The following is a 24,887-nucleotide window of genomic DNA, read 5'->3' on the forward strand; positions in this document are numbered from 1 at the left end:
CCAGGCGGCCGAGCACGACGCGGTGACCGGTAGGACCGGAAGCCACGCGCGCACGCGGGCGAACATCGCCGAAGCCGTGCGCCGTGCCATCCCCGTTCGGGCCGCTGTCATCAACGTCGTCAACGGTCAACGCGTCAAAGAGGCAATCGACGACCTTCGCGGGCTCGGGGTGGACACGGTCGGCACCGACTGGGTGCGGGGTGTCGGGCGAGGCACACAGGAGTTCCCCAACGCCTCCCAACTGTGCGGGCGATGCGGCCGGGGAAAGGCGGCGATCGGCCCTGACGGTGACGTGTGGCCGTGCGTCATCGGCCGGTGGATGCGGGCCGGTAACGTGAAACGAACCCCGCTGGTCGAGATCATCAGCGGTGACACATGGCGAGACCTCGTCGGGATGATCCCGGCTCTGCAGCCCGGCATGGTGTGCAACCCTGAATGCAAGCCCGCTCAAGGCGACGGGTCCGACTGCGCCCCGGCCGAAACAGAGGCATGTAATCCGTCCTATTGCGAGCCGGACTAGGAGGGCTTCGCGGTGGCATGGCACGACCACGCCGCACGACTGGCAGCCGGCGTGACACCCTGCGGGTCGCGCTGGCGTATGCCTGTGGCGACGGTTCCCCGGCACCAGTTCGTTCCGCGATGGTGGGACACTCCGGCCGGTGCGGTCTACGGAACCTGGGAACTGCACGACGGGCCTGGCGATGAGGCGGCCTGGCTGGCGGCAGCCTACCGCGACCAAACCCTGATCACCCAGGTCGCGGGTCGGCACGCCGACCATGCCCACTCCGGAGACATCGTCGCCGGACGGCCCACCTCCTCCTCGACCCTGCCAAGCCTGGTGGTGCGGATGCTGCGGCACGGGGAGATCTGCGAGGGCATGTCGGTGCTCGACGTCGCGACAGGCTCGGGCTACAGCGCCGCGCTGCTGTGCCGGCTGCTCGGCGACCAACAGGTGACCAGTATCGATGTCGACCCCTACCTGGTCGATGCGGCGGCAACGCGGCTGAGCGCCATCGGGTTCCACCCGCGAGTCATGACCCTCGACGCCACCGGCCCGCTGCCGGGCGAGTACGACCGGATCGTGTCCATGGTCTCGGTACGGCCGATACCGGCCACCTGGCTGGCGGCGCTCAAGCCGGGCGGACGGCTCGTGACGGTCATCGCCAACACCTCGCTGATACTCACCGCGACCAAGACCGCAGACGGCGGTGCCGAAGGGCGGATAGAAGCCGACTGGGCGATGTTCATGCCAACAAGACACGGAGGGGAGTACCCGCCTCGGCTGAACGAGTTGTACGCCTCCGCACGTGATCAACCCGGAGAGCACGTCGCCCAAGGCCGCTACCCCGTCATAGATGTCGGCGGCGCCTGGGAACTGCAGTCCATGCTGGAAGTCGTTGCGCCCGGCATCGAACACCGCTACGAGGAAGGACAGGAAGGGCAGCGCACGGCGTGGATGCTGCACGCCGACGGGTCGTGGGCGCGGGCGGCGGCCACAGGCTCGGACATCCCGACGGTTCATCAAAGCGGACCGCGACGGCTGTGGGACATTCTCGACGACATTCGCACGTACTGGCTGATGAACGGCGCTCTTCCCCTGCGCGGGGCGCGCGTGTTCATCCTGCCGGACGGTGTCATACGTCTGTGGCGCTCAGGCTGGAAAAAGGTGATCCGGTGAGGCCCTTTTCATCCTGGGGAGCGATCTTCCTGGATGGCCTGCAGGACGAAGCCGGCGCCTTGACCAGCGACTGGGCAGGGTGGCCAGCGTGGTGAGCAGGATGGTGGGCGAACGGGCCGCGAAACGCCCGGAAGGAGTGGCCTTCCCGTACTTCAACCGCCTCCGCAAAGCGACCGGCCGCCAAGAGAACGTTGGCGAGCCGCAGTGTCGCGGTGCCGATCAGCAAGTCGTCCTCGACCATGCAGGCCGCCACCAAGGCGGCCCCGCCGCCTGTGGGATTTCCTGGACGAGGCACGCGACTACTGGCTCCAGACCGGCACACTTCCCCCGTACGGCGCGAACGTGCGCATCACGCCGGACGGCACGATCCATCTGCGGCGTGGACGCTGGACGGCCACCATCGCCTGACCACGGAAAACACGAAAACGCCCCGCCCTCCGGCAAGCCGGGGCACGTCAATCGGGTTCGGCGGATGCGGACTCGGGCGGGGCGGTTCGCCGCGCGGGTGGCGCAGGGTCCGCAGGCGCGGGGTCGGGCGGTGGGGGCTGGGTGTGCAGGAGACTGGTGAGGGCGTCGCCGGTCCGGGGGGTCAAGGCGGTGTCGGGGGTCGCGATGAGGCCGAGGTGGTGGGCCAGGTTCGGTGCGTGGAGGCGGGTGGCGGCCTCGGCGAGTTGGGCGTAGGCGGTGGTCGCGGTGCGGACGCGGTGGCGGGCGATGGAGGCCAGGATCAGGGCCAGGGGGGCGGCGGGCCACCACCAGACGGTGAGCAGGGCGTACAGGAGGGTCCAGCCGGCCAGGGTGGTCGCGCGGGTCAGCGCGGTTCGGGCGGCGGTGATCTCGGCGCGGACCTGGTCGGGGAGGATCAGCCAGAGGTGGGGCCAGATGGTGGCGACGTCCAGGTGCAGGTCGCGGTCGAGGCGGACGGCGAGGGCCTGGAGGCGGTCGCCGCTCCAGGTGGGACGGTCCGGGTATTCGAGGGCGACGCGCAGGCGATCGTGGTACGCGCGGTGGCGCGGGGTGGGGTCGGGGCGTTGCCCGGTGGTCGCCAGGGCGGTGGTGGCCTCGTTGAGGAGCCGATGGTAGGTGTCGTGGGCCTGCCGCCATCGGCTCTGACGGCGGGCGACGCGCCAGGCGGCCAGGTGGCGCGGGCCCGGAGGCCAGGTACGCCAGTCGGCGGCAAGGATGAGGCGTTCGGTCAGGGCGCCCAGAGCCTGAGCGGCGAGTCCGAGGGCGGCGGCGCCGGCCAGGATGGCGGTCAGCAGCACGATCTGGCCGCCCAGGGTGGTGGCGGAAGGGGATGCGGCCCAGGCGGTGATCCGGCCGGTGAGGCGCTGGAGGTCCAGGGCGTGCCCGTGGCCGAGGGTGTGGGCGGTCGCGGCGACGGCCAGGTAGAGGACGCCGGGCAGCACGAGCAGCGTCAGCCAGCGTTCGGCGAGTTTCTTGCCGAGTTCGCCCAGGAAGTCGCCCATCTACAGGCGTTCCCGGCGTAGTTCTTCGCCGCTGATGCCGCAACGCGGAGGGGATCCGGCGGCCTGGGTCTGGTGGCCGGAGCAGCGGCCGATCGGACACAGGTAGACGATCTCCAGCGGCCCGGAGCCGAGCCCGGCCAGGTCGATTCCGCGATCGCCCTGGTGGCCGGGCACCCGGCCGTACAGCCCGAGCGCGTCTCCGGCCGCCTGCAGGGCGGCGTGTATCTCATCGAGCACATCTGCGATCGTTCCGTTGCCGCGGATCCGGCTCAGCAGGCGGTCCAGGAGCGCGGAACCGGCCGGGTCGTCGCCCAGGTCCTCGCGGAGTTCCTCCAGATGGTCGCACGCGTACGCCAAGGCGTCACGCGTGCGTCTGGTGTCGTCGGAGGTCAAGTCGGCCATCCATCACCTTATCGCGGCGAAAAAACGTACAATTGCCCGTTTTCCACAGAGCAGTCCGCAGAATCCCCTCGAATTAGCGTATCAAGTAATTCTTGCGTCACGTGGGCGCGTTTCGGCTACCCTGTCGTTGGTTCAGGTGAGGAAGCGCGGTGGAATCCTTGCAGGATTCACAGTGGTACATCAATGCGATTCGCGATCGTCTGCGACGGGTCGACGCCGAGCGGGATTGGGCCCCGGTGCTGGAGCCTGACGCGCTGGTCGAGGCATCTCGCCTCACCGAACTCTTGGACGCGGACGACGGCGACCTCAACGCGTATCTCGTGCTGGGATTGCTGCGCTGGTATCGCTACAACGCGCTTCCCGAGGGGCCGGACGCCGCGGAGCTGGACGCCGCTTTGGACATGCTCACCCCGTGTTTCATCTCGGGGGTTCCAGACCTTCCCGAACCTTTGCTGCCCGAACTCGCCGTCCGGGCGGCGCCCACTGCCGTGGAAGTGCTGGGGCAGGCCCTGGACAGCCCGGATCTGGAATTCATCACGTTCACCGCGGACCTGTGGCGGCGCATCGTCGACGCCGCGTCCCCCGGGCACCCCGACCACGCCGTGATGCTGGGAAACCTTGGCATCGCGCTGCAGATCAGGTTCGAGCGGACCGGGGAGCCGCCGGATGTGGACGAGGCGGTACGGCTCGGACGCGCGGCCCTGGCCGCCACCCCTGCCGGTCATCCCGACCAGGCGATGCACCTGAGCAATCTCGGCATCGCGCTGCGCATGCGCCACGAGCGGACCGGGGAACCCTCCGACGCGGACGAGGCGGTCACACTGGCGCGCCAAGCGATGGCGGCCGCTCCCGCCGACGACCCCGAGCGCCCCGGGCTGCTGGTCAACCTGAGCCTCGCCCTCCGGAGCCTGTTCGAGCTGACGGGGGTTCTACCGCAGGTGGACGAGGCGATCGAGGCGGCGCGTGCGGCCGTCGCGGCCACACCCGCCGACGCCCTCGAGCGTGCCGGCCGTCTGAGCAATCTCTGTGTCGCGCTCCGGATCCGGTTCGAGCGAACGGGCGTGCAGGCGGACGCGGACGAGTCGGTGGAGGCCGGGCGCGAGGCGGTCCGGGCACTCCCGGGCGATCATTCCGATCCCGGCATGTACCTGAGCAATCTGGGCACCGCGCTGCAGGCCCGGTTCGAGCAGACCGGGAACCTGGCGGACGCCGACGAGGCGGTGTCGGCGGGACGTTCGGCGGTACAGGCCACCCCCGCCGACCACCCCGACCGTGCCGGGCGCCTCGGCAACCTGGGCCTGGCACTGCGGGCCCGGTTCGAGCGCACCGGGGCGACGGCGGATCTGGAAGAGGCGGTGCGGTGGGCGCGCGCCGCCCTGGCGGCGACGCCGGCCGACCACGCCGGTCGCGCCGGTCGCCTCGGCAATCTGGGCAGCGTGTTGCACGACCGGTTCGTACGGGGAATCGGGCCGCCCTCCGACCTGGACGAGGCGATATCGGCCATGCGCGCCGCCGTGGCGGCGACCCCCGACGGACATCCCGAGCGGCCGCGATACCTGAGCGACCTGGGCGGCGCGCTGCAGACCCGATTCGAGGGGACGAGGCTGCGGACCGACCTGGACGAGAGCGTACGGGTCACCCGCGCCGCCGTGGCGGCCGTCCCCGACGATCATCCGGAGCGGCCGCGATACCTGAGCAACCTGGGCCTGGTACTGCAGACCCGGTTCGAATGGGCGGGGTCGACGGCCGACCTGGACGAGGCGATCGAGGCGGGCCGTGCCGCCGTGGAATCGTCTGACCCTCGCCATCCCGAACGGGCGTCGTACCTGAGCAATGTGGGCCTGGCATTGCGCATGCGATTCGAACACGGCGGGGCGGACGCCGACCTGGACGAGGCGGTGGAGCTGGGGCGCGCCGCCGTGGCGGCCTGCCCCGCCGATCACCCGTACCGTGGCGGCTGTCTCAACAACCTGGGCCTGGCGCTGCGCATGCGATTCGAACGCACCGGCGCGCAGACGGACCTCGACGACGCGGTGGACGCCGGACGCGCCGCGGTCGAGGCGACGCCGGCCGACCACCCCGACCGCGCCGCCATGCTGAGCAACCTGGGCCTGGCGCTGCGGATCCGGTTCGAACGCACCGGCGCCGAGGCGGACCTGGACGAGGCGGTGGACACCGGCCGCGGCGCCGTGGCGGCCACCCCGACCGGTCATCCGGCCAGGGCCGGTCGCCTCAGCAACCTCGCCCTGGCCTTGCGATCGCGGTTCGAACGGACCGGTGTCTCAGCGGACATCGACGAGGCGGTGGAGGCGGCGAGCGCCGCCGCCGCGGCCACTCCGGACGATCATCCGGAACGCGCCGGACAACTGAACAATCTCGGCATCGCGTTGCGGACGCGATTCGAAGACACCGGCGTGCCCGCCGACCTGGACAACGCGGTGGAGGCGGGACGCCGGGCGGCACGGCTCGTCGCACCCGATCACCCCGACCGGGCGATGTATCTCAGCAACCTGACCCTGGCGCTGCGCGCCCGTTTCGAACGAGCCGGGGCACCGGCGGACATCGACGAGGCGGTGCGGGCAGGACGCGAGGCCGTGCGACCGGCTCCCTCCGACCACCCCGATCTGGCCGCCTACCTGATCAACCTCGGCCTCGCGCTGCGGGCCCGCCACGGACGGGACGAGGCGCACGCCGACGCCGACGAGGCGACGGCGTGCTTCGAGCGGGCGGCCGGCCTCGCCACGGCGGCGCCGTCCCTGCGGATCGGCGCCGCCCGCCACGGCGCCTCGCTGTCCATGCCCGCCCACACGCCCGCCCGCATGGCCGCCCACATGCCCGCCCGGGTGAGCCGGGCGGCCGGTCTGCTGGAACAGGCGGTACGGCTGCTCCCCGAGGTGGCCCCCCGCCGCCTGGAACGCGGTGACCAGCAGCACGCGCTCCGCGCGTTCGCCGGGCTGGCCGCCGACGCCGCCGCCTTGGCGCTCTCCGACCCGAGTCTGCCGGAGGATCGACGGGTCGGCCGCGCCTTGGCCCTGCTGGAGGCGGGCCGCGGTGTCCTGCTCAGCCAGTCCTTGGACACCCGCGGCGACCTCACCGACCTCCACGAGCGGCACCCCCGCCTGGCGATCCGCTTCACCGAGCTGCGTGACCGATACGACCGGCCCGGCGTCACGGCCGGGAGAGACGATCGCCGTCGCACGGCCGCCGACCTGGCCGCCCTGATGGAGGAGATCCGCTCGTTACCAGGGTTCGAATCGTTCGCCCTGCCACCGGCCTTGCGGGAGTTGCACGCTCAGGCGGCCGAAGGGCCCGTGGTGATCATCAACGTCGCCGACCACCGCAGTGACGCGCTGCTGCTGACCGAGAACGACATCACCGTACGCCCCCTGCCCGACCTGTCACCCGCCACGTTGATCGAGCACGTCACCGCCTTCCACTCCGCCTTGCCGAGCACCACCGACCTGCGGCTCACCTTCGCCCAACGGCGAGCGGCCCAGAACCGGCTGCACGACACGCTGCGATGGCTGTGGGACACCGTCGCCGAGCCCGTCCTGCGGACGCTGGGCCACGACCTTCCCCCGGAGGACGGCGTCTGGCCGCGGGTCTGGTGGGCGCCGGGAGGCATCCTCGGCCTGCTCCCGCTGCACGCCGCCGGTCATCACGTCACGGCTCCGGGAACGCCCTCAGGGCACACGGTCATGGACCGCGTCGTCTCCTCGTACACCCCGACGGTGCGCGCCCTGGGGTACGCGCGTGGTCGTACCCGGGACCCCGCGCAGGAAACCAAGTCGTTGATCGTGGCGATGCCCGACACTCCGGGCGTCGCCGCGCCACTGGAGCACGTGGCCGCCGAGGCGGAACTGTTGCGCGCCCGCCTGCCCGGGCCGGTGCTGCTCGTCGAGCCCCCACCCTCCGGCGCCGGAACGGCGACGCCCATTCCTACCAGGGCCGAGGTCCTCTCCCATCTGCCCGAGTGCGCGATCACGCACTTCGCCTGCCACGGGGTCAGCGATCCCGCCGACCCCTCCCGGAGCCGGTTGCTTCTGCACGACCACCGGACCGAGCCGCTCACCGTCGCCGCCCTGAACGCGGTCCACCTCGACCGGGCGCGGCTCGCGTACCTCTCGGCGTGCCGTACCGCCTTCACCGCCGACGTGCGCCTGCTCGATGAGTCCATCCACCTGGTCTCGGCCCTCCAGCTCGCGGGCTTTCCCCGGGTCATCGGCACCCTGTGGGAGGTCAACGACGCCTTCGCGGTGGACGTCGCCGACGCCTTCTACACCGCGCTGGACGACGGCGACGGCCTGGATCCGGCGCGGTCGGCCCACGCGCTCCACCACACAATCCGCGCCGCCCGCGACCGGTATCCCCACCTGCCCTCGCTGTGGGCCGGCTACATCCACGCCGGGGCCTGAGCCCTCGATGATGATTCCGACACCACCCTGCCGACCATCCGGATCTCGCCGGACGGCTGAGCAACCTGGGTACCGCGCTGCGGATCCGCTCCGGACGAGCCGAGGACCGTGACGGCCGGTTCCACCCGCTCACCGGCGAGGGGCCTCCGCGGCTGCGTCATTCTCGCGAAGCGGCCGGTCGCCCCCGTCTCGGTACGGAGAGGTCACCGTACGGGCAAACCCGTCACGGCGCGGCCGATGATGAGGCGTTGGATCTCCGAGGTGCCTTCGAAGATGGTGAAGATCTTGGCGTCGCGGTGGAAGCGTTCGACGGGGTGGTCGCGGGTGTAGCCGGCGCCGCCGAGGATCTGGATGGCCTGTTCGGTGACCCAGACGGCGGTTTCGCCGGCCACTAGTTTGCCCATGGAGCCCTCGGCCTGGTTGAAGGGTTTTCCGTTGCGGGCCATCCAGGCGGCGCGCCAGGTGAGCAGGCGGGCGATGTCGACGCGGGTGGCCATGTCGGCGAGGAGGAAGGCGATGGCCTGGTTTTCGCCGATTTTGCGGCCGAATTGTTCGCGTTCGCGGGCGTAGTCGCGGGCGTACTCGTAGGCGGCGCGGGCGATGCCGACGGCCATGGCGGCGACGGCGGGGCGGGTGGTTTCGAAGGTGCGCATGGCCGCCTGTTCGCCGCTTTTGCCGCCTTCGCGGACGCGGGCGAGGCGGGCGTCGAGTCTGTCCTTGCCGCCGATGAGGCAGGAGCCGGGGACGCGGACCTCGTCGAGGATGACCTCGGCGGTGTGGGAGGCGCGGATGCCGTGCTTTTTGAACTTCTGGCCCTGGGAGAGGCCGGGGGTGCCGGGCGGGACGATGAAGGAGGCCTGGCCGCGGGTGCCGAGGGCGGGGTCGACGGAGGCGACGATCACGTGGACGTTGGCGATGCCGCCGTTGGTGGCCCAGCTCTTGACGCCGTTGAGCACCCAGTCGCCGGTGGCCTCCTCGTACACGGCGCGGGTGCGGATGGAGCCGACGTCGCTGCCGGCGTCCGGTTCGGAGGCGCAGAAGGCGCCCAGTTTGACGTCGTCCACGGTGCCGAACATCTCCGGCAGCCACTCGCCCGCCTGCTCGGGGGTGCCGTTGGTGGAGACGGCGGCGGCGGCCAGGCAGGTTCCGGTGATCGACAGGCCGATGCCGGCGTCGGCCCAGAAGAGCTCCTCGAACGTCACGGGGATGCCGAGGCCGCTGGGCTCGAACCACTGCTGGGCGAAGAAGTCGAGCGAGTACAGGCCGATCTTGGCGGCCTCCTGAATGATCGGCCAAGGGGTTTCCTCGCGTTCGTCCCACTCGGCGGCGGCCGGGCGGATCACCGACGCCGCGAACTCGTGCACCCAGTCGCGCACCTCGCGCACGTCCTCGCTCGGCTCCGGGCAGAACCCGGTCGCGGTTTCGGTCATTCGTGGAAATCTCCTCGCAGGTTCTGTGCCCGTTCCCCCAGTCCGGGTACGGCCTCGGCGGAGTGGCCGAGGCGCGGCCGGTCAGCCGGCGGAGTCCGCGTACCGAGGTCTCCCGCCGGTGAGCGTCCGGGTGACGCTTACTGGACTGATCCCCTAATTACCACGAATTACGCGGACGCCTGCGGGCGGGGCCGCTCGCCGGGCCGACGGGAGGCGGGCATCGGCCGGACGCTCGCGAGGGGGCCGCCTCGGGGGGCCGGCGACGGCGGGCGGCACGGTCGGATCTGCTCGCGGAGCCGGCGAGGGGCGGGAGGCGGGCGGTCACGGCGGTGCCGCCTCCCGGAGGGGCCGGGCGGGTGCGCTCGTCAGGTCCCGGAGTGCTGTTCGAGGAAGGTGTAGACGTCGGTGTCGTCGACGCCGGGGAACGAGCCGGGCGGCAGGGCCGCCAGGACGTGGGAGTTCGCGCGGGCCGAGGGCCAGACGTAGCCCTCCCAGCGCTGCGCCAGCTCGGCGGGGGGACGCCGGCAGCAGTCACCGCTGGGGCAGTTCGACTTGGTGCGGTTGGTCGTCTCGCGTCCGCGGAACCACCGCGACTCCCGGTACGGCACGCCCAGCGTGATGGCGAAGTCCCGCTCCCGCGACGGGTCCACGTGCGCGACGCAGAAGTAGCTCCCGGTCGGCGAGTCGGAGTACTGGTAGTACACCGAGAACCTGTCCGGCGAGCGGAACACCTGCCGGCCGGACCACTGCAGGCACAGCCGCTGCCCCTCGATCGCCCCCTGCTCGTCGGCGGGGAAGACGATGCCGTCGTTCTCGTACGCCTTGTAGATGATCCCCCCGGCGTCGTTGCGTACGAAGTGGCACACCAGGTCCAGGTGGTGGGTGGCCAGGTTGGTGAACCGGTGGGCGGCCATCTCGTAGGAGACGGCGAACACGTCCCGCAGGTCCTCCACGGACAGCGCCCGGTTCTGCTTGGCCTCCTTCAGGTAGGCGACGGCGGCGTGCTCGGGCACGAGCACGGCGGCGGCGAAGTAGTTGGCCTCGGTGCGCTGGCGCAGGAAGTCGGCGAAGTCGCGGGGCTTGTGGTGGCCGAGCACGAGGTGGCCGAGGGTCTGCAGCAGGATGGTACGCGGGCTGTGCATGCCCACCTGCTGATGTTTGACGTAAATGCGCCGGTTGCGCAGGTCCATGATCGCGCGGACGGAGCGGGGCAGGTCCTGCACGGTGTGCACGGTGTACCCGAAGTGGGTGACGAGCGCCATCACCGTGCTCTGCGACAGCGCGCCGGAGCGGTAGCCGACGGCCGCCAGCGCCTCACCCGCGGCCTGCTCGATCTCGGCGAAGTAGTTGCCCTGCTCGCGCATCTTGCGGCGCAGCTCGGCGTTGGCCACGCGGGCCTCCTCCGGCGTCGCGGTGCCCTTGGCCTGGCGGGCCTTCAGCTCCTCGTACAGGGCGAGCAGGTGCTCCAGCACGTCGTTGGGGACGCGCGCGGACACCTTCAGCTTCGACAGGCCGAGCGCGGCGTAGATGGGGTCCCGCTGCGCCTCCTCCAGCGCGATCTCCAGTTGGGCGCGCCGGTTGGGGGCCTGGCGGCGCAGCAGTTCCTCGACGGGCACGTTGAGCGCGGCGGCGAGCGACTTCAGCAGCGACAGCTTCGGCTCGCGTTTGCCGTTCTCCAGCAGCGACAACTGGCTCGGCGCGCGGGAGACCCTCTCGCCGAGCTCGGACAGGGTCAGCCCGCGCTGCTTGCGCAGGTGCCGCAGGCGCTGGCCGAACGCCAGCAGATCGAGCTCCTGCGTCAAAGAGAGCGGTTCTTCACCCACCAAGGACGCCATGCCCAGATCTTAGGTGAAAAATCCGGCTTTCTTCTAGTCTCGGCATCGCCCGAACCGCAGCCCACGCGGAGCGCCGCCCGCTCGGGCCGCATGGCACTCCGGGCACCCCGCCGGCCGCGGTTTCTCCGGCCGCCGTCCGCGCTCCGCCGCGACTCCCGTGCGCCACGCCCTTCCTCGCCTCATCCGTACGGCATCGCAGCGCGATTCGCGTGACCCACGTCACAACAATTGGTCTAGTCCATAGCAGAAACTTCGCTGTTCTTCTCCACTGAATGCCAGCAAATCTTCGCTAAACAGAAAATTTTATCATTCTTCTGGACTAGTCACCTTGATGTTGTGGACCGGTCACACACAGACTCGAAACAGGCCCCAGGGGACGACCAAGGGAGTTACCGATGAACGATCGCCTCAAGGGAGCCGCAGACGAGCTGCGGCGAGAGTGGGAGACCAACCCGCGCTGGAAGAACATCGAGAGGACCTACACGGCCGAAGACGTTGTTCGCCTTCGCGGCTCCGTTCTGGAGGAGCACACTCTCGCCCGGCTCGGCGCCCAGCGGCTGTGGGAACTGCTGAACACCGAGGATTACGTGCACGCCTTGGGCGCGCTGACCGGAAACCAGGCGGTGCAGCAGGTGAAGGCGGGATTGAAGGCCATCTACCTGTCCGGCTGGCAGGTCGCCGCGGACGCCAACCTGGCCGGGGCTACCTACCCCGACCAGAGCCTGTACCCGGCCAACTCGGTGCCGGCCGTGGTGCGCCGGATCAACAACGCCCTGATGCGCGCCGACCAGATCGCCTGGGCGGAGGCGGCGGACTCGGCGAACGGGCAGCGGCAGCCGTACTGGATGGCGCCGATCGTGGCCGACGCCGAGGCCGGCTTCGGCGGCGTGCTGAACGCCTTCGAGCTGATGAAGGGCATGATCGCGGCGGGTGCCGCGGGCGTGCACTGGGAGGACCAGCTCGCCTCCGAGAAGAAGTGCGGACACCTCGGCGGGAAGGTGCTCATCCCGACCGGCCAGCACATCAAGACGCTCAACGCCGCGCGGCTCGCCGCCGACGTGTGCGACGTGCCCACCCTGGTCATCGCGCGGACCGACGCCCAGGCCGCGACCCTGCTGACCAGCGACGTGGACCCCCGCGACCAGGAGTTCGTCACCGGCGAGCGCACCGCGGAGGGCTTCTACCGGGTGCGCAACGGCATCGCTGCGTGCATCGCCCGCGGCCTCGCCTACGCGCCGTACGCCGACCTGCTGTGGATGGAGACCTCCACGCCCGACCTCACCGTGGCGCGCGAGTTCGCCGAGGCGATCAAGGCGCACTACCCGGACCAGATGCTCGCCTACAACTGCTCGCCGTCGTTCAACTGGCGGGCGCACCTGGACGAGTCCACGATCGCCAAGTTCCAGCGGGAACTCGGCCACATGGGGTACAAGTTCCAGTTCATCACGCTGGCGGGCTTCCACGCGCTGAACTACTCGATGTTCGACCTGGCCCAGGGCTACGCGCACGAGGGCATGTCGGCCTATGTCGAGTTGCAGGAGCGCGAGTTCGCGGCCGAGAAGCGCGGCTACACCGCCACGCGGCACCAGCGTGAGGTCGGCACCGGCTACTTCGACCTGGTCAGCACGGCGATCTCGCCCGACTCCTCCACGACGGCGCTGAAGGGCTCCACCGAAGAGGAGCAGTTCGCTCACGCGCACTGATCGGCGATCGTCCGACGCCTCCGATCGACGCCCACCCCGATCGGGGGATACCCCAACGAAATCGGCCCGGCCCTGGATCCCTCGGCCGGGCCGATTCACGTTGTCAGGGGATGAGGGCACCGTTGGTCGCCCGGTCCCCAGCAGACCGACAACGGCGCGTCGCCCTGGTCGGCGGTTCGCGGATGACGCGGTGGGGCCGAGGCCACGCCCGGTCCTGCTCAACATGGTCGTGACGGCCGTCCGAGCGGGTGCGTATCCGGGGCGCCGCTCCCTTCTCCCCCACGCAGCCCAGAGAGCGCCAAGGGGTGCGCGGCCTTGTGGTCGCCGCCCACGCGTCGGCCGCACGGGCTCGCTCCGCGCCACGGGAGGCTCAGGTGCTGGGACTGGGCACGGACGTCGGCGATGCGGTCGCCGTCTCGGTCGGGGCCGGGTCCGGTGACTCGCCGTCTCCCGTGGCGGGAATCTGGGTGATGCCGCCGGTCGGCCTGGGGAACCCGGTCGCGGGATTCCCCGGCCCGCAGGGGCGTCCCGGCCCCCTGTGGCACGGCGGACGCACGCCGACGCCCCGGGTGGGCGGCATGACAGGCGGGCGGATGACCGGCGGCGACGGCAGGCCCGATCCGCGCGCCCTGCCGGGCGGGCGGGTCAGCACGGGGGACATCGCAGGTTCCTCCAGCGGCCGGGCATCGCGATTCTTCCCGGCGACGGCCTCCGGTTCCGGCTCGCCGGGGGATTCGGAGCCGGCCTGACGCGAGCCGTCCGGCCTCACCGTGGTCGGGGCGGACCCGCCGGGCCGCATGAACCGCCCGGGCTCGACCGGCCCAGCGCCTCCGGGCACCACGTACGGCATGCGCTCGGGCACGCCCCAGCCCGTGTCCAGACGCCCGTCGGCGCCGACGGCCATGACGGCGAGCGCGGTGAGCGAGACGGTGGCGAGAGCGGCGAGGCCGGCGCTCACCCGGCCGCCGCGCCTTGGCATTCCACGACGCGGCGGTCTCCCCTCCGCCGTGCCCTTCCCGTTCCGGCCGGCCGAAATCCCGATCGCAGCCGAAGTCTTTCCCGTCTCTTTCCCCTGCGCGACGATGGCCGCCCCACGCGGGTACGGCACCGGCCGCCAGATCTCCTCCAGCACGTACGCGACCGCGCCGCGCAGGTCGTCCGGCGCCCCCGCCCCGCCCGCGGCCAGCAGCGCGCCGAGGAGTTCCCTGGCGGTGGGCCTGTCCGCGGGATTCTTGCAGAGCGCGGCCGTGACCGGGGCCCGCAACAGCCGCGGCACCGCGCTGAGCCTCGGCTCCTCGACCATGATGCGCCGGGCCAGCACGTCGGCGTCGCCCGAGCCGAAGGGGTGGTGCCCGGTCGCGGCATAGGCGACCAGGCATCCCCAGGCGAAGATGTCGGAGGCGGGCGTGGCCCGCCCGCCGAGCAGCCGCTCCGGCGCGACCCAGCCGGGGCTGCCCATGATGCGCCCGGCCTGGGTGTGCGACGCGGCCGCGTCCACGTCCAACGCGATGCCGAAGTCGATCAGGTACGGCCCGGCGGTCGACAGCAGCACGTTGCCGGGCTTGAGGTCGCGGTGCACCAGCCCCGCCTCGTGCACGGCGACGAGCGCCGCCGCCACGCCGAGGGCCACGCCGTACGCGAGATCGGGCATGAGCGGCCCACGCGCGGCGACCACCTGGGAGAGCGCCGGGCCCGGAATGTACTCGGTGACCAGATACGGCCGGTCCCGATCGACCCCGTCCTCGATCACCGCCGCCGTTTGGAACGGCACGATCCGCCGCGAGAACGCGATCTCCTGGGCGAAGCGCGCCCGCAACACCGGATCGGCCAGGTGCACGGTCTGCGGCGTCTTGAGCGCGACGAGACCGCCGCCGGGATGCTCGGCGAGGTACACCACGCCCATGCCGCCGAGGCCGAGCCGCCCGAGCAGCAGGTACCTGCCGATGATGACCGGGTCTCCGACCGTGAGCGGGCGCACGCCCGGGGGCACGCCGCCGCCGGGGCCCGTTCCGCCACTCGCCATCGGGAAATTGACCTCTCTCCGGACGGATATCCCGCACAGCACACTGTGGCCCGCACGGCAGGCGCGGGTGGCTTACCGGTCACAAGCGGCATGGCCAGGTAAGGAAAATCATCCCCTCAGGTAAGGAGCCATTGTTATGGAAGGTCCTACCGGTGTGGATATGACAGGTGTGACCTGCATGGACATATGACTCGGTTGTCACAAAAGCGCGGCCAGGCTCGGACCGCGTTGTCCCCGCCCCGGCCGATATCCGGTCGCACTTCATCCCATCCACCGGCGCCCAATAACAGGGCAGAAAAAATCATGCTATGACCGGATACCGGCCCTCCACTCGCCGAGAATCCCGGCGGCGAGCAGCGTCCCGGTCCTCGTTTCGGACCGTCTGACAGCGGACCCGCAGACGCCGAACAACGGACGCCGATGAAAGATCCCGCACCCCGTCCCCTGCCACCGAGCCCCCCGGCGCGGAAAATCACGTTTCCCGACCGGCGATCGCTCACTACAATCGCAAGGCTCCCGTCCCCCTTGGAGGTGCCCGACCTTCGCCCTTTATTTACGCCTGTTCCGGTACGGCTTCCGCCGCCACGCCACCTACCGGGCCGCCGCGTTCGCCGGCGCCTTCACCAACACCGTCTTCGGCATCCTGCGCGCCTACGTGCTCATCGCCCTGTGGCAGGCCCGCCCGGACCTGGCCGGATACGACGTCGCCGACGCCGTCACCTTCTGCTTCCTCACCCAGGCGTTCATCGGCCCCATGCAGGTCTTCGGCGGCGGCCTCGAACTCTCCCAGCGGGTGCGCTCCGGCGACGTCGCCATCGACCTGATCCGCCCGGCGTCCCTGCAACTGTGGACGCTCGCCGAGGACTTCGGCCGCGCCACGTACCTGTTCTTCGTCCGCAGCATCCCGCCCACCCTGGTCGGCGCGGCGCTGTTCGGCATCACCACCCCGGCCGACCCGCTCACCTGGGCGGCGTTCCTGATCAGCTTCGTCCTCGCGGTGATCGTCAGCTTCGCCCTGCGCTACCTGGTGGCCCTGTCGGCCTGCTGGGTGATCGACGACCGCGGCGTGCAGTCGATTTCGACGATCATGACCTTGTTCTTCAGCGGGATGATCCTCCCCCTGGTGATCTTCCCGGGTTGGCTCGGCGCCGTCGCGCAGGCGCTGCCCTGGGCCGCGGTCGTCCAGGTGCCCGCCGACGTCTACCTCGGCAAGGCCGACGTCCCGGCCGCGCTCGTCTTCCAGGCGCTGTGGGCGGCGACGCTGCTGGGCGCGGGCGCGCTCGCCACCCGGGCGGTGCGCCACAAGGTCGTCATCCAGGGAGGCTGAGCGTGATCGCCACCAACGTGCGCATGTACCTGCTGCTCGTCGTCACCTGGATGCGCGCCGCCGCGCAGTACCGGGGGTCCCTCGCCCTGCTCACCGCCGGTTCCTTCGTGGTCAACGGCCTCGACATCGCCGCCATCTGGGTGATCTTCGCCCATACCACGCGACTCGGCGGCTTCACCCTCCCGGAGGTCATGTTCCTGTACGGCACGGCGGGCGTCTCCTTCGCCCTGGCCGACATGCTGGCCGGGAACACCGACAAGATCGGGGCGTACATCAAGTCGGGCGCCTTCGACACCATGCTGATCCGCCCGGTCAGCCCGTTCGTGCAGCTCGCCGCGGACAGCTTCTCGCCGCCGCGGTTCGGGCGGCTCGGGCAGGCCGTGGTCGTGCTCGGCATCGCACTGCCGCAGCTCGGCGTGCCGTGGTCGCGGGCGTGGATGATCCCCGTGATGATCCTATGCGGGCTCGTCATCTTCATCGCCATCTGGACCATCGCCGGCGCGGCCCAGTTCCTGCTGGTGGACGCGCCCGAGGTGGCCAACGCCTTCACCTACGGCGGCAACCAGCTCACCCAGTACCCGTTCAGCGTGTACGGCGGCGAGCTGGTGCGGGGCGTCACGTTCATCGTGCCGCTGGCGTTCGTCAACTGGCAGCCGGGGCTCTACGTCCTGGACCACGCCGACCCGCTCGGCCTGCCGTACGCGCTGCGGTTCGCCTCGCCGGTCGCCGCACTGATCATGGCCCTGCTCGCGACGCTCGCCTGGCGGGCGGGGCTGCGCCGCTATCGTTCCACGGGAAGTTGACCACGGGGAGTTGACGCCGGTGATCGAGCTGGACGGGGTGGGCCGCACCTTCACCATCCGCCGCCGCAGGCCGGGACGGCTGCGCCGGGAGCGCCGCGTCGTCGAGGCCGTACGCGAGCTGTCGTTCCGCATCGGGCCCGGCGAGTTCGTCGGCTACCTGGGCCCGAACGGCGCGGGGAAGTCCACCACGATCAAGATGCTGATCGGCATCCTCACGCCCACGACCGGCCGCATCCGGGTCGCCGGTCTCGACCCATCCCGGCGGCGTACGACGCTGGCACGGAACCTCGGCGTGGTGTTCGGCCAGCGCACCACCCTGTGGTGGGATCTTCCACTGCGGGACAGTTTCGAGCTGACCGGCCTCCTTTACAAAGTAGATCGAGAACGGTTCCGGCGCCGGCTGGCCGAGCTGCGCGAGCGGCTCGACCTCGGCGACTTCATCGACACCCCGGTACGGCAGCTCAGCCTGGGCCAGCGGGTGCGCGGCGACATCGCCGCCGCGCTGCTGCACGACCCGGCCGTGCTCGTCCTCGACGAGCCGACGATCGGCCTGGACGTGGTGAGCAAGGCGGCAGTGCGCGGGTTCCTGCGCGAGGTCAACGCCGAGCAGGGCACCACCGTGCTGCTCACCACCCACGACCTGGGCGACATCGAGCGGCTGTGCCGCCGCGTGATGCTGATCGACCACGGCCGGCTCGGCTTCGACGGCACCGTGGACGAACTGCGCGCCACCGCCCCCGGGGAGTCCTCCATCGAGGACGTGGTCGCCCGCATCTACCTGGGCGCCACCGGCGACCGCGCGAAGCCGGGAGCCGCCGCCGACGCCTGACCGCGCCGAGTCCGGCCCGGTCCCGCCGAGGCCGGGCTGATCCGGGCTCATCTGGGCTCATCTGGGCGGGGGTGGATCAGTAGTAGCCGGACTGCTCCCGGTTGTCGTCGAAGTCGTCGTCGTCATGCTCGGGCCCGGCCCAGCGGGAGGGCATCAGGACCGGGATGAACAACGCGATGCCCAGCATCAGGTAGATCCCCGAGGCGAGCAGGGTCTGCATGCCCCGGCCGGCCCGCACCAGGTCCTGCTGCAGGTTCCCCGCCACCGGAGCGAGGTTCATGGCGCGGGTGACGTCCAGGACGTACACGACGGTCCAGGCAAGCAGCACGATCGACGGGACGAACACCGTCAAAGGCGACAACCGGGCCACGAGCACCAGGCCCAGCACCAGACCGGTCGCCGCGATCGCCCCCAGGGCGACGAGGACCTGGGTCTGGTTCACCGGGGCGATGAGGTTCGCCGCCCCCTGAACGGCTCCCTGCGTGGCCCAGCCCGTGCCGAACAACAGTGCCGCCGTGACCAGGATGCCAAGCAGGAAACCGAAGACGTGCCGCATATCCACCACCTCGCAGGAGAGCGCCCGGGGGTGCGCTGATGTGGTCGCGGCCACAGTAGCGACAAAGGCCCCAAACCCACAGGCATTAGCCGGAGCCCGAAAATTCTGTCACCTGGCGCACTTCCCCGTGGGGAAGATCGAGAAGGAAAACGGTCGTGCCCCACCGTGCAGCCGGTGCGGCGGGGCACGACCGGGTCCTCGGCGCCGGTCGGCGGGTGGATCTTTCAGCTGGTCACGTCGCGGCTGGTGAACCGCGCCCACGCGATCGAACCGAACACCAGGATGTAGGCGGCGAACACCAGCAGGCCCGTCTGCATCTCCCCCACCGCGATCGGCTCACGCAACGCGCCGTCGAAGGCGTTCCAGTGGCTCGTCACCAGGTACGGCTCAAGCGCCGCGAGCTGCGGGATCGCCTGCAGCACCTGCGCCACGATCACGAGGGCCGCGGTGGCGGCGATGGCCCCGATGGGCGCCTCGGTCAGCGTCGAGATCGCCAGCCCGACCGCGCCGATCGCCGCCATGCCCACCGTGACGTACCCGATCACGATCAACACCCGCAGCAGCCCGTCGGCGAAGGGCACGGTCACGCCCGACAGCAGCATCATCGGCCCGGACGGGAACATCAGCAGCCCGGTGACGAGCGCCGACGCCGCCACGGTCAGGCTCGCGGCCAGGCTGAACACCACCACCGAGGAGTACTTGACCGCCAGCAGCCGGGTACGGCCCGCCGGGGCGGTGAGCAGGTAGCGCAGCGTCCCGGAGTTCGCCTCCCCCGCGATCGAGTCGCCCGCGACCACCGCGACCGCGACCGGCAGCAGCAGCGGCACCAGGAAGAACATCGCGGCGAAGGTGAGGACCAGGCCGTTGCCCGCGATCTGGGTGACGATCGCCGGCGCGCCGCCCTCGCCGTCGCCCGGCCCTGCGACCCGCACCGCGACCCCGAGGAGCACCGGCACCGCCGCCAGCGCCCCGAGCGCCGCCAGATTGCGCGGCCTGCGGAACAGCAGGCGCAACTCCGAGCCGAACAGCCGGGCGAACGCCCGCACGCCACCGGCGGCCCGGCCGGCTGTCGCCGCCGGCGCGGCGTCCACCGTGGTCTGCCCGGCCGACCGTCGCGCGGCGTCCCCGTCGCCGATCACCTCGGCGACGGGCTCCTCCGCGGGGCTGTGTGCCCGGCTCGCGGGGGCGCGCCCGCCCGGTGTCACATCCGCCGATGCGGCCTTGATCTCCGGCCCGGCTCCGGGACCGGCGCTCGTACTTGCCTCGCCCTCGGCCTCGGCCCCGGCCCTCGCCGCCTCGGCATGGTCCTCCCAAGACTTGGATTCGGCCTCGCTATGGGTTCCGGCCCCGGCCCGCGTCCCGGCCTCAATCCGGTCCTCGGCCTGAGCACTGGGCTCGGCACCGTTATGGGTTCCGACCCCGGCCCGCGTCCCGGGATCGGAACCTGTCCTGGCGTCCTGCGGCACGCCTGTGGCCGGGTCGTCGCCCCGCCGTACGGCCGTGCCCGTCCCCGACGCGGGCGCGACCAGGGCGGGGTCGCCGGTCACGGTGGCCGCGTGCGCGGTCTCAGCCCTCGACATCGAAGCCCTCCCCCGTCAGTCCCACGAACACGTCCTCCAGGCTCGGCGTGATCACGGCGAAGCTGCGTACGGCCACGTCCTGGCAGACCAGCCTGGCGATGATGTCCTCCGGCGCCATCGTTCCCGCGTCGGCGGTGACCTCGTCGCCGGCGGCGCGGATGTCGGTCAGGCCCATCGTGCCGAGTACGCGGACCGCCCACTCGGGATCACCGGTCGTCAGCCGCACCCGGGCGGCGCCCGCGCCGAGGAGATCCTCGATGGCGCCTTGGGCGACGAGCCGGCCGGTGCGCATAACGCCGACGTGCGTGCACATCTGCTCGACCTCGGCGAGCAGGTGCGAGGACACGAACACGGTCGTGCCGTCGGCGGCGATCTCGCGCACCAGCGCCCGCACCTCGCGGGTGCCCTGCGGGTCGAGCCCGTTGGTCGGCTCGTCGAGCACCAGCAGATCGCGCGGGCCGAGCAGGGCGGCGGCGATGGCGAGCCGCTGGCGCATGCCCAGCGAATAGGTCCGGTACCGCTTGCGCGCCGCCGCGGCGAGGCCGACCCGCTCCAGCGCCTCGCCGATCCGGGCGCGGGCGGTCGACGGGTCGGCGGTGGGATCGGCGGCGTCGTACCGACGCAGGTTCGCCTCTCCCGACAGGTAGGGGTAGAAGGCCGGGCCCTCGACGACGGCCCCCACCCGGGGCAGCGCCCGCGCCTGCCCGGCGGGCATCGGCACGCCGAGCAACTCGACCTCGCCCGAGGTCGGGGCGATCAGGCCCAGCAGCATCCGGATCGTGGTGGTCTTTCCCGATCCGTTGGGGCCGAGGAACCCGAACACCGAGCCCGCCGGCACGGCCAGGTCGATCGCGTCAACGGCCACCTGGCCGCCGCGGAAGCGCTTGGTGAGGCCGCGGGTGACGATCGCGTGGCCCGCGGGGGCGGACGGGGACGCGGGTGCCGCCGCCGTCCGTGCCTCCCTGGATGCCCCCCTGAATGTCCCCCTGAATGCGCCATCGAGTGCCCCATCGGGTGCCCCACTGTGTGTCACCCTCCGTGCCCCCCACTGCGGCTTCGTCTGTGACTGCGGGGGCGCTGCGGCGGAGCCCGTCGTCCCCGCTTCCGACGGCGATTCCGGCGGCGACGGGGGCTCCGCCCCCGTCCGAGGCCCTGTCCGAGTCCCTGTCCGAGTCCCGGCCCCCGTCGCCACCCGTGTCACGTCGTCTCCCGTTCCGGGCGCGCACCGGCGTCGGCTGCGTGCCCGTGGGCTCGCCGGTCGCGCACGCTCACTTCTTGCCCGCCGCCTCGACCAGGGCCTCGGGCGTGACCGCCCCGGCCAGCACCCTGCCGTCGTCGGTGATCAGGATGGAGACGAGCTTGGTCTCGATCACCTTGCCGCTCCCCCAGGCGCCGCTGACCGGCTTGGCCGACGCCAGGACGGTCTTGAGGAGTTGCTGGGCGTTCTCCCGGGCCTGACGCGCCTCGGCCGAATCACCCTGCGGGCCCTTCCCGCCCGGGCGGTCGCCGCTGAGCAGTTCCCGCTCGGTCATCGGCACCGACACGATGGTCGTCCAGCCCTCGCCGATCCGCTTGACGCCCTCGGGGGCCTTGTGCTCGGCCTTCTTCTCCGCGTCGGACGCCTCGTGCCCCTTCCGCGCGGCGTCGGGCGTCTTCTCGGTGACCTTGGCCCCGGCGGGCGGCGTGAAGGCGAACATCTCCGACGCGGGCGGGGTGAACGTCACCGAGCTGAAGCCCACCTCTAGGGCGGGCTCCGTCGCGCCGTCGGCGAGGATCTGCACGCGCAGCGGCACCAGGGTCTCCCCGTCCACCGCCAGCCTGATCTCCTTCACCAGGGACGCCTCGTCCTTGGGCGCGATCACGAGCTGGTACGCGGCGCGCCCGGCGACGCGCTCGGTGTTGGTGACGCTGACCGCCGTGTCGTCGTCCACCTTCTCCAGCACCTGGCGCGCCAGCTCCTGCGGGGTGAGCGTGGTGGGCAGGGGGCTCGCCGTGCCGGACGGGCGTCCGCCGAGCGGGCCGTGCCCCTCCGTGTCCTTGCCGCCGCGTCGCTCGACGTCGGGGGTCTTGAAGCGGGTGGCCGTGTTGGTGGCGCTCTCCCACAGCCACACCTGGTCGCCGTTGATGATCAGGTCGGTCTCGCTCATGCGGCCGGGAAGGGCGAGTCGCACCTTGCCCGCTCCGCCGTACCAGACCTTGATCTGGTTGACGCCGCCGAGCAGCGACGCCGGGGAGCTCTCGGACCCGCCGAGCGCGGTCAGCGCGGGCAGGCCGAGCGAGGCCGTCTCCACGACGGTCCCGGACAGCGGCGGCACCGTGCCCGACCGGCCGGCCTCGACCAGGTCGGCGAGCAGTTGTTCGGCCGTGCGCTCCGGCAGGGTCGGGTCACCCTGGACGGCCGCGATCACCGGTCCCGCGCCGACCGCCGCTCCGACGACGGCCACCGCCACGACGGGGACGCCCCATCTCACCGCCCGGCTCCTGCGTATCTCTGGGGACATGTCATTCCTTTACGGTACGTCTGAATCCCTCGATGCCTCCGAGCCTGGCGGACGCATCCTGTGCCGAAGCTGAGACAAACTGAGAGAGTTCTCAGCCACGTTCAGCGCGATCTCAGGCGACCAGGTCAGGATGGGGAGCACCATCGGACGGGAGGGACGATGCGGGTACTCGTCGTCGAGGACGAGCGGCGCATGGCGGGCGCGCTCCAGCGCGGGCTGCAGGCCGAGGGGTTCGCCGTCGATCTCGCCTACGACGGTGAGGAGGGGCTGCACCTGGCCCGGATCGGCGACTACGACGTGGTCGTGCTCGACATCATGCTGCCGAAGCTGTCGGGCTACAACGTGTGCAAACAGCTGCGCGCGGAGGAGAACTGGGTGCCGATCCTGATGCTGTCGGCCAAGGACGGCGAGTACGACATGGCCGACGGGCTCGATCTCGGCGCCGACGACTATCTCACCAAGCCGTTCTCGTACGTGGTGCTCGTGGCCCGGCTGCGGGCCCTGCTGCGCCGCGGATCCCGGCGGCGGCCCAGCGTGCTCACGGCGGGCGACCTCACCCTGGACCCGGCGAGCCGCCGGGTGACCCGCGGGGGGACCGAGGTGGAGCTGACGCCCCGGGAGTTCGCCCTGCTGGAGTACCTCATGCGCCACCACGACGAGGTCGTGTCGAAAAGCGAGATCCTCGAGCACGTGTGGGACGCCTATGACACCGACCCCAACGTCGTCGAGGTGTACGTGGGCTACCTCCGCCGCAAGATCGACGTGCCGTTCGGCCGCAACGCGCTGAAGACGGTGCGCGGCGCGGGTTACCGCCTCTCCGGCGACGGCGGCTGACATGCGCCGCGCGCCCGCGCCCGAGATCCACGACGCGCCCGGCGAGGCGCCGGACGGAATCGACGCGTCGTGGCCGTGCTGAGGTGGTGGCGGCGGCAGAGCCTGCGGTTCCGGTTGACGGCGGCGGCGTCGGTGGTGCTGGCGCTGGCGCTGGCCGCCGCGGCGTCCGTGCTGCTGGGGGTGCTCGGGCAGGCGCTGATCGCCACCACCGACGAGGCGGCCCACCAGCAGGCCAGACAGGTGGTGTCGCTGGTCGACACCGGGCGGCTCACCGATCCGGTGGACGCGCCGGGCGGCACGATCGTGCAGGTGCTCGACCATACCGGGCGGATCACGTACGCCACGGCCGGGGCGGACCGCCTGGTGCCGCTGCTCTCGGCGCGGGCGCGGGCGGCCGAGCTGCGGCGGGGCGACGGCGAGGCGCTGTTTCTGGACGGCAGGCCGTACGGCATCCCGGACCCGCTGCGCGTGGTCGTGCACAGCGCCGACCACGGCCGGACGGTGATCGTCGCGCGGCCCTTCGGCGAGATCGTGACGAGCGTCGCCACGACACGCAGGCTGCTGGTCGTCGGCACGCCGCTGCTGATGGTACTGCTCGCCGCCGCGAGCTGGGTGATCATCGGGCGGACGTTGCGCCCGATCGAGGCGCTGCGCCGGGGCGCGGCCGACATCAGCGGCCGGGTGCGCTCCCGCCGCCTGCCGGTGCCCGAGTCGCACGACGAGGTGCACGGCCTGGCGACCACGCTCAACGACATGCTCGCCCGGCTGGAGGCGGCCGACGCCCGGCAGCGCGCCCTCGTCTCCGACGCCGCGCACGAGCTGCGCAGCCCGCTGGCGAGCATGCGCCTGCAACTGGAGGTCGCCCTCGGCCACCCGGACCGGCAGGACTGGCCGGAGACCGCCGCGGGCGTGCTGGAGGACACCCTGCGCCTGTCCCGTCTCGCCGAGGACCTGCTCGCCCTGGCCCGCCTCGACGAGAGCGGCGGCCGCCCCGCCAGGCGCGACCCCGTGGACCTGGACGACCTGGCCCGGCAGACCGCCGACCGCTACGCCGAGGCCCGCGTCGCCGTCACGGTCGAGTCCCTCGGCCCGATCATCGTGTACGGCGACGCGATCGACCTCGGCCGCGTCCTCACCAACCTGATCGACAACGCGGTACGGCACGCCGGCTCGAAGGTGGAGGTGAGCCTGCGCGCCATCGCCGGCCCGGTCCCGGAGGCGGTCCTCACGGTCGCCGACGACGGGCCCGGCATCCCCGAGGCCGACCGCGAGCGCGTCTTCGACCGGTTCACCCGCCTGGACAGCGCCCGCAGCCGCGACGAGGGCGGCGCCGGGCTCGGTCTCGCCATCGTCCGGGAGACCGTACAGGCGCACGGCGGCCGGGTCTCCCTCGATGACGCCGCCCCTGGCCTGCGCGCCGTCGTCCACCTTCCCCTGCCGCGCGAGGAGGATTCGCGGCGCCCCGGCCGTTCCTTCCCGTGAGGCTGGTGACACGGCTCAGG

The 24,887-nt window shown here is 71.6% G+C and carries 19 protein-coding genes; 9 read left to right on the top strand and 10 right to left on the bottom strand.

Annotated features, from left to right (window positions below; all coding sequences use genetic code 11):
* The first annotated feature begins 22 nt into the window (after positions 1-22).
* On the top strand, positions 23-520 hold the full coding sequence (locus tag AB0K60_RS16020) for an SPASM domain-containing protein (RefSeq protein ID WP_364054351.1): 498 nt from the start codon (positions 23-25) through the stop codon (positions 518-520).
* Positions 521-532: 12 nt separating this feature from the next.
* A complete protein-coding gene (locus AB0K60_RS16025; RefSeq protein WP_364054354.1) occupies positions 533-1,678 on the top strand; it encodes a methyltransferase domain-containing protein in 1,146 nt (381 codons plus the stop codon).
* Here the strand turns inward: AB0K60_RS16025 and AB0K60_RS16030 are convergent.
* The 3 genes from AB0K60_RS16030 to AB0K60_RS16040 all read right to left on the bottom strand — a co-directional run bounded on the left by AB0K60_RS16030 (position 1,635) and on the right by AB0K60_RS16040 (position 3,549).
* The gene (locus AB0K60_RS16030; RefSeq protein WP_364054357.1) at positions 1,635-1,919 is read right to left on the bottom strand and encodes a hypothetical protein; all 285 of its coding nucleotides are present in this window, start codon (positions 1,917-1,919) and stop codon (positions 1,635-1,637) included. The genes AB0K60_RS16025 and AB0K60_RS16030 overlap by 44 nt on opposite strands.
* Before the next feature lie 214 nt (positions 1,920-2,133).
* Positions 2,134-3,147, bottom strand: coding sequence for a hypothetical protein (locus tag AB0K60_RS16035; RefSeq protein WP_364054360.1), 1,014 nt, complete (start codon positions 3,145-3,147; stop codon positions 2,134-2,136).
* Positions 3,148-3,549, bottom strand: coding sequence for a hypothetical protein (locus AB0K60_RS16040; RefSeq protein ID WP_364054363.1), 402 nt, complete (start codon positions 3,547-3,549; stop codon positions 3,148-3,150).
* A 236-nt stretch (positions 3,550-3,785) separates the two neighbouring features.
* Between AB0K60_RS16040 and AB0K60_RS16045 the strand changes: the two genes are divergently transcribed.
* Positions 3,786-7,964: a CHAT domain-containing protein gene (locus AB0K60_RS16045; protein WP_364054366.1), complete on the top strand. Its 4,179-nt coding sequence runs from the start codon at positions 3,786-3,788 to the stop codon at positions 7,962-7,964.
* 203 nt (positions 7,965-8,167) lie between these two features.
* On the opposite strand, the gene AB0K60_RS16050 is transcribed toward AB0K60_RS16045, so the two are convergent.
* Together AB0K60_RS16050 and AB0K60_RS16055 are read right to left on the bottom strand one after the other, a co-directional pair.
* A complete protein-coding gene (locus tag AB0K60_RS16050) occupies positions 8,168-9,394 on the bottom strand; it encodes an acyl-CoA dehydrogenase family protein (protein ID WP_364054369.1) in 1,227 nt (408 codons plus the stop codon).
* A 365-nt stretch (positions 9,395-9,759) separates the two neighbouring features.
* On the bottom strand, positions 9,760-11,229 hold the full coding sequence (locus tag AB0K60_RS16055; protein WP_364054372.1) for a helix-turn-helix domain-containing protein: 1,470 nt from the start codon (positions 11,227-11,229) through the stop codon (positions 9,760-9,762).
* Positions 11,230-11,624: 395 nt separating this feature from the next.
* Between AB0K60_RS16055 and aceA the strand changes: the two genes are divergently transcribed.
* The gene (gene aceA / locus AB0K60_RS16060) at positions 11,625-12,932 is read left to right on the top strand and encodes an isocitrate lyase (RefSeq protein WP_364054375.1); all 1,308 of its coding nucleotides are present in this window, start codon (positions 11,625-11,627) and stop codon (positions 12,930-12,932) included.
* Between the two features lie 370 nt (positions 12,933-13,302).
* Here aceA and AB0K60_RS16065 read toward each other — a convergent pair whose 3' ends face one another.
* Entirely contained in the window at positions 13,303-14,955 is a 1,653-nt protein-coding gene (locus AB0K60_RS16065; protein ID WP_364054378.1) for a protein kinase, read from the bottom strand.
* Between the two features lie 655 nt (positions 14,956-15,610).
* Here AB0K60_RS16065 and AB0K60_RS16070 point away from each other — a divergent pair.
* The 3 genes from AB0K60_RS16070 to AB0K60_RS16080 are packed head-to-tail and all read left to right on the top strand — an operon-like array spanning position 15,611 to position 17,914.
* Positions 15,611-16,282, top strand: a complete 672-nt coding sequence (locus AB0K60_RS16070) for an ABC-2 family transporter protein (protein ID WP_364054381.1) — start codon at positions 15,611-15,613, stop codon at positions 16,280-16,282.
* Between the two features lie 2 nt (positions 16,283-16,284).
* Positions 16,285-17,085, top strand: a complete 801-nt coding sequence (locus AB0K60_RS16075) for an ABC-2 family transporter protein (RefSeq protein ID WP_364054384.1) — start codon at positions 16,285-16,287, stop codon at positions 17,083-17,085.
* Positions 17,086-17,104: 19 nt separating this feature from the next.
* Positions 17,105-17,914 carry an ATP-binding cassette domain-containing protein gene (locus AB0K60_RS16080; RefSeq protein ID WP_364054387.1) on the top strand — a complete coding sequence of 270 codons (810 nt, stop codon included), beginning with the start codon at positions 17,105-17,107 and terminating at the stop codon, positions 17,912-17,914.
* Positions 17,915-17,990: 76 nt separating this feature from the next.
* Here AB0K60_RS16080 and AB0K60_RS16085 read toward each other — a convergent pair whose 3' ends face one another.
* The 4 genes from AB0K60_RS16085 to AB0K60_RS16100 all read right to left on the bottom strand — a co-directional run bounded on the left by AB0K60_RS16085 (position 17,991) and on the right by AB0K60_RS16100 (position 22,521).
* The gene (locus tag AB0K60_RS16085) at positions 17,991-18,470 is read right to left on the bottom strand and encodes a hypothetical protein (protein WP_364054390.1); all 480 of its coding nucleotides are present in this window, start codon (positions 18,468-18,470) and stop codon (positions 17,991-17,993) included.
* Between the two features lie 224 nt (positions 18,471-18,694).
* Positions 18,695-20,050 (bottom strand): ABC transporter permease, encoded by a 1,356-nt coding sequence (locus AB0K60_RS16090; protein WP_364054393.1) that lies wholly within the window; start codon positions 20,048-20,050, stop codon positions 18,695-18,697.
* Complete coding sequence (locus AB0K60_RS16095; protein WP_364054396.1) at positions 20,037-20,915, bottom strand: ABC transporter ATP-binding protein; 879 nt, start codon at positions 20,913-20,915, stop codon at positions 20,037-20,039. The genes AB0K60_RS16090 and AB0K60_RS16095 overlap by 14 nt, the downstream gene beginning before the upstream one ends.
* Positions 20,916-21,318: 403 nt before the next feature.
* Positions 21,319-22,521: a DUF2092 domain-containing protein gene (locus AB0K60_RS16100; RefSeq protein WP_364054399.1), complete on the bottom strand. Its 1,203-nt coding sequence runs from the start codon at positions 22,519-22,521 to the stop codon at positions 21,319-21,321.
* A gap of 189 nt (positions 22,522-22,710) precedes the next feature.
* Here AB0K60_RS16100 and AB0K60_RS16105 point away from each other — a divergent pair, with 189 nt between their 5' ends.
* Together AB0K60_RS16105 and AB0K60_RS16110 are read left to right on the top strand one after the other, a co-directional pair.
* A complete protein-coding gene (locus AB0K60_RS16105) occupies positions 22,711-23,385 on the top strand; it encodes a response regulator transcription factor (RefSeq protein WP_364054402.1) in 675 nt (224 codons plus the stop codon).
* Between the two features lie 69 nt (positions 23,386-23,454).
* Positions 23,455-24,867, top strand: a complete 1,413-nt coding sequence (locus AB0K60_RS16110) for a HAMP domain-containing sensor histidine kinase (RefSeq protein WP_364054404.1) — start codon at positions 23,455-23,457, stop codon at positions 24,865-24,867.
* Positions 24,868-24,887: the final 20 nt, after the last annotated feature.

The organism is Thermopolyspora sp. NPDC052614, assembly GCF_040678635.1.
Taxonomy (GTDB): domain Bacteria; phylum Actinomycetota; class Actinomycetes; order Streptosporangiales; family Streptosporangiaceae; genus Thermopolyspora.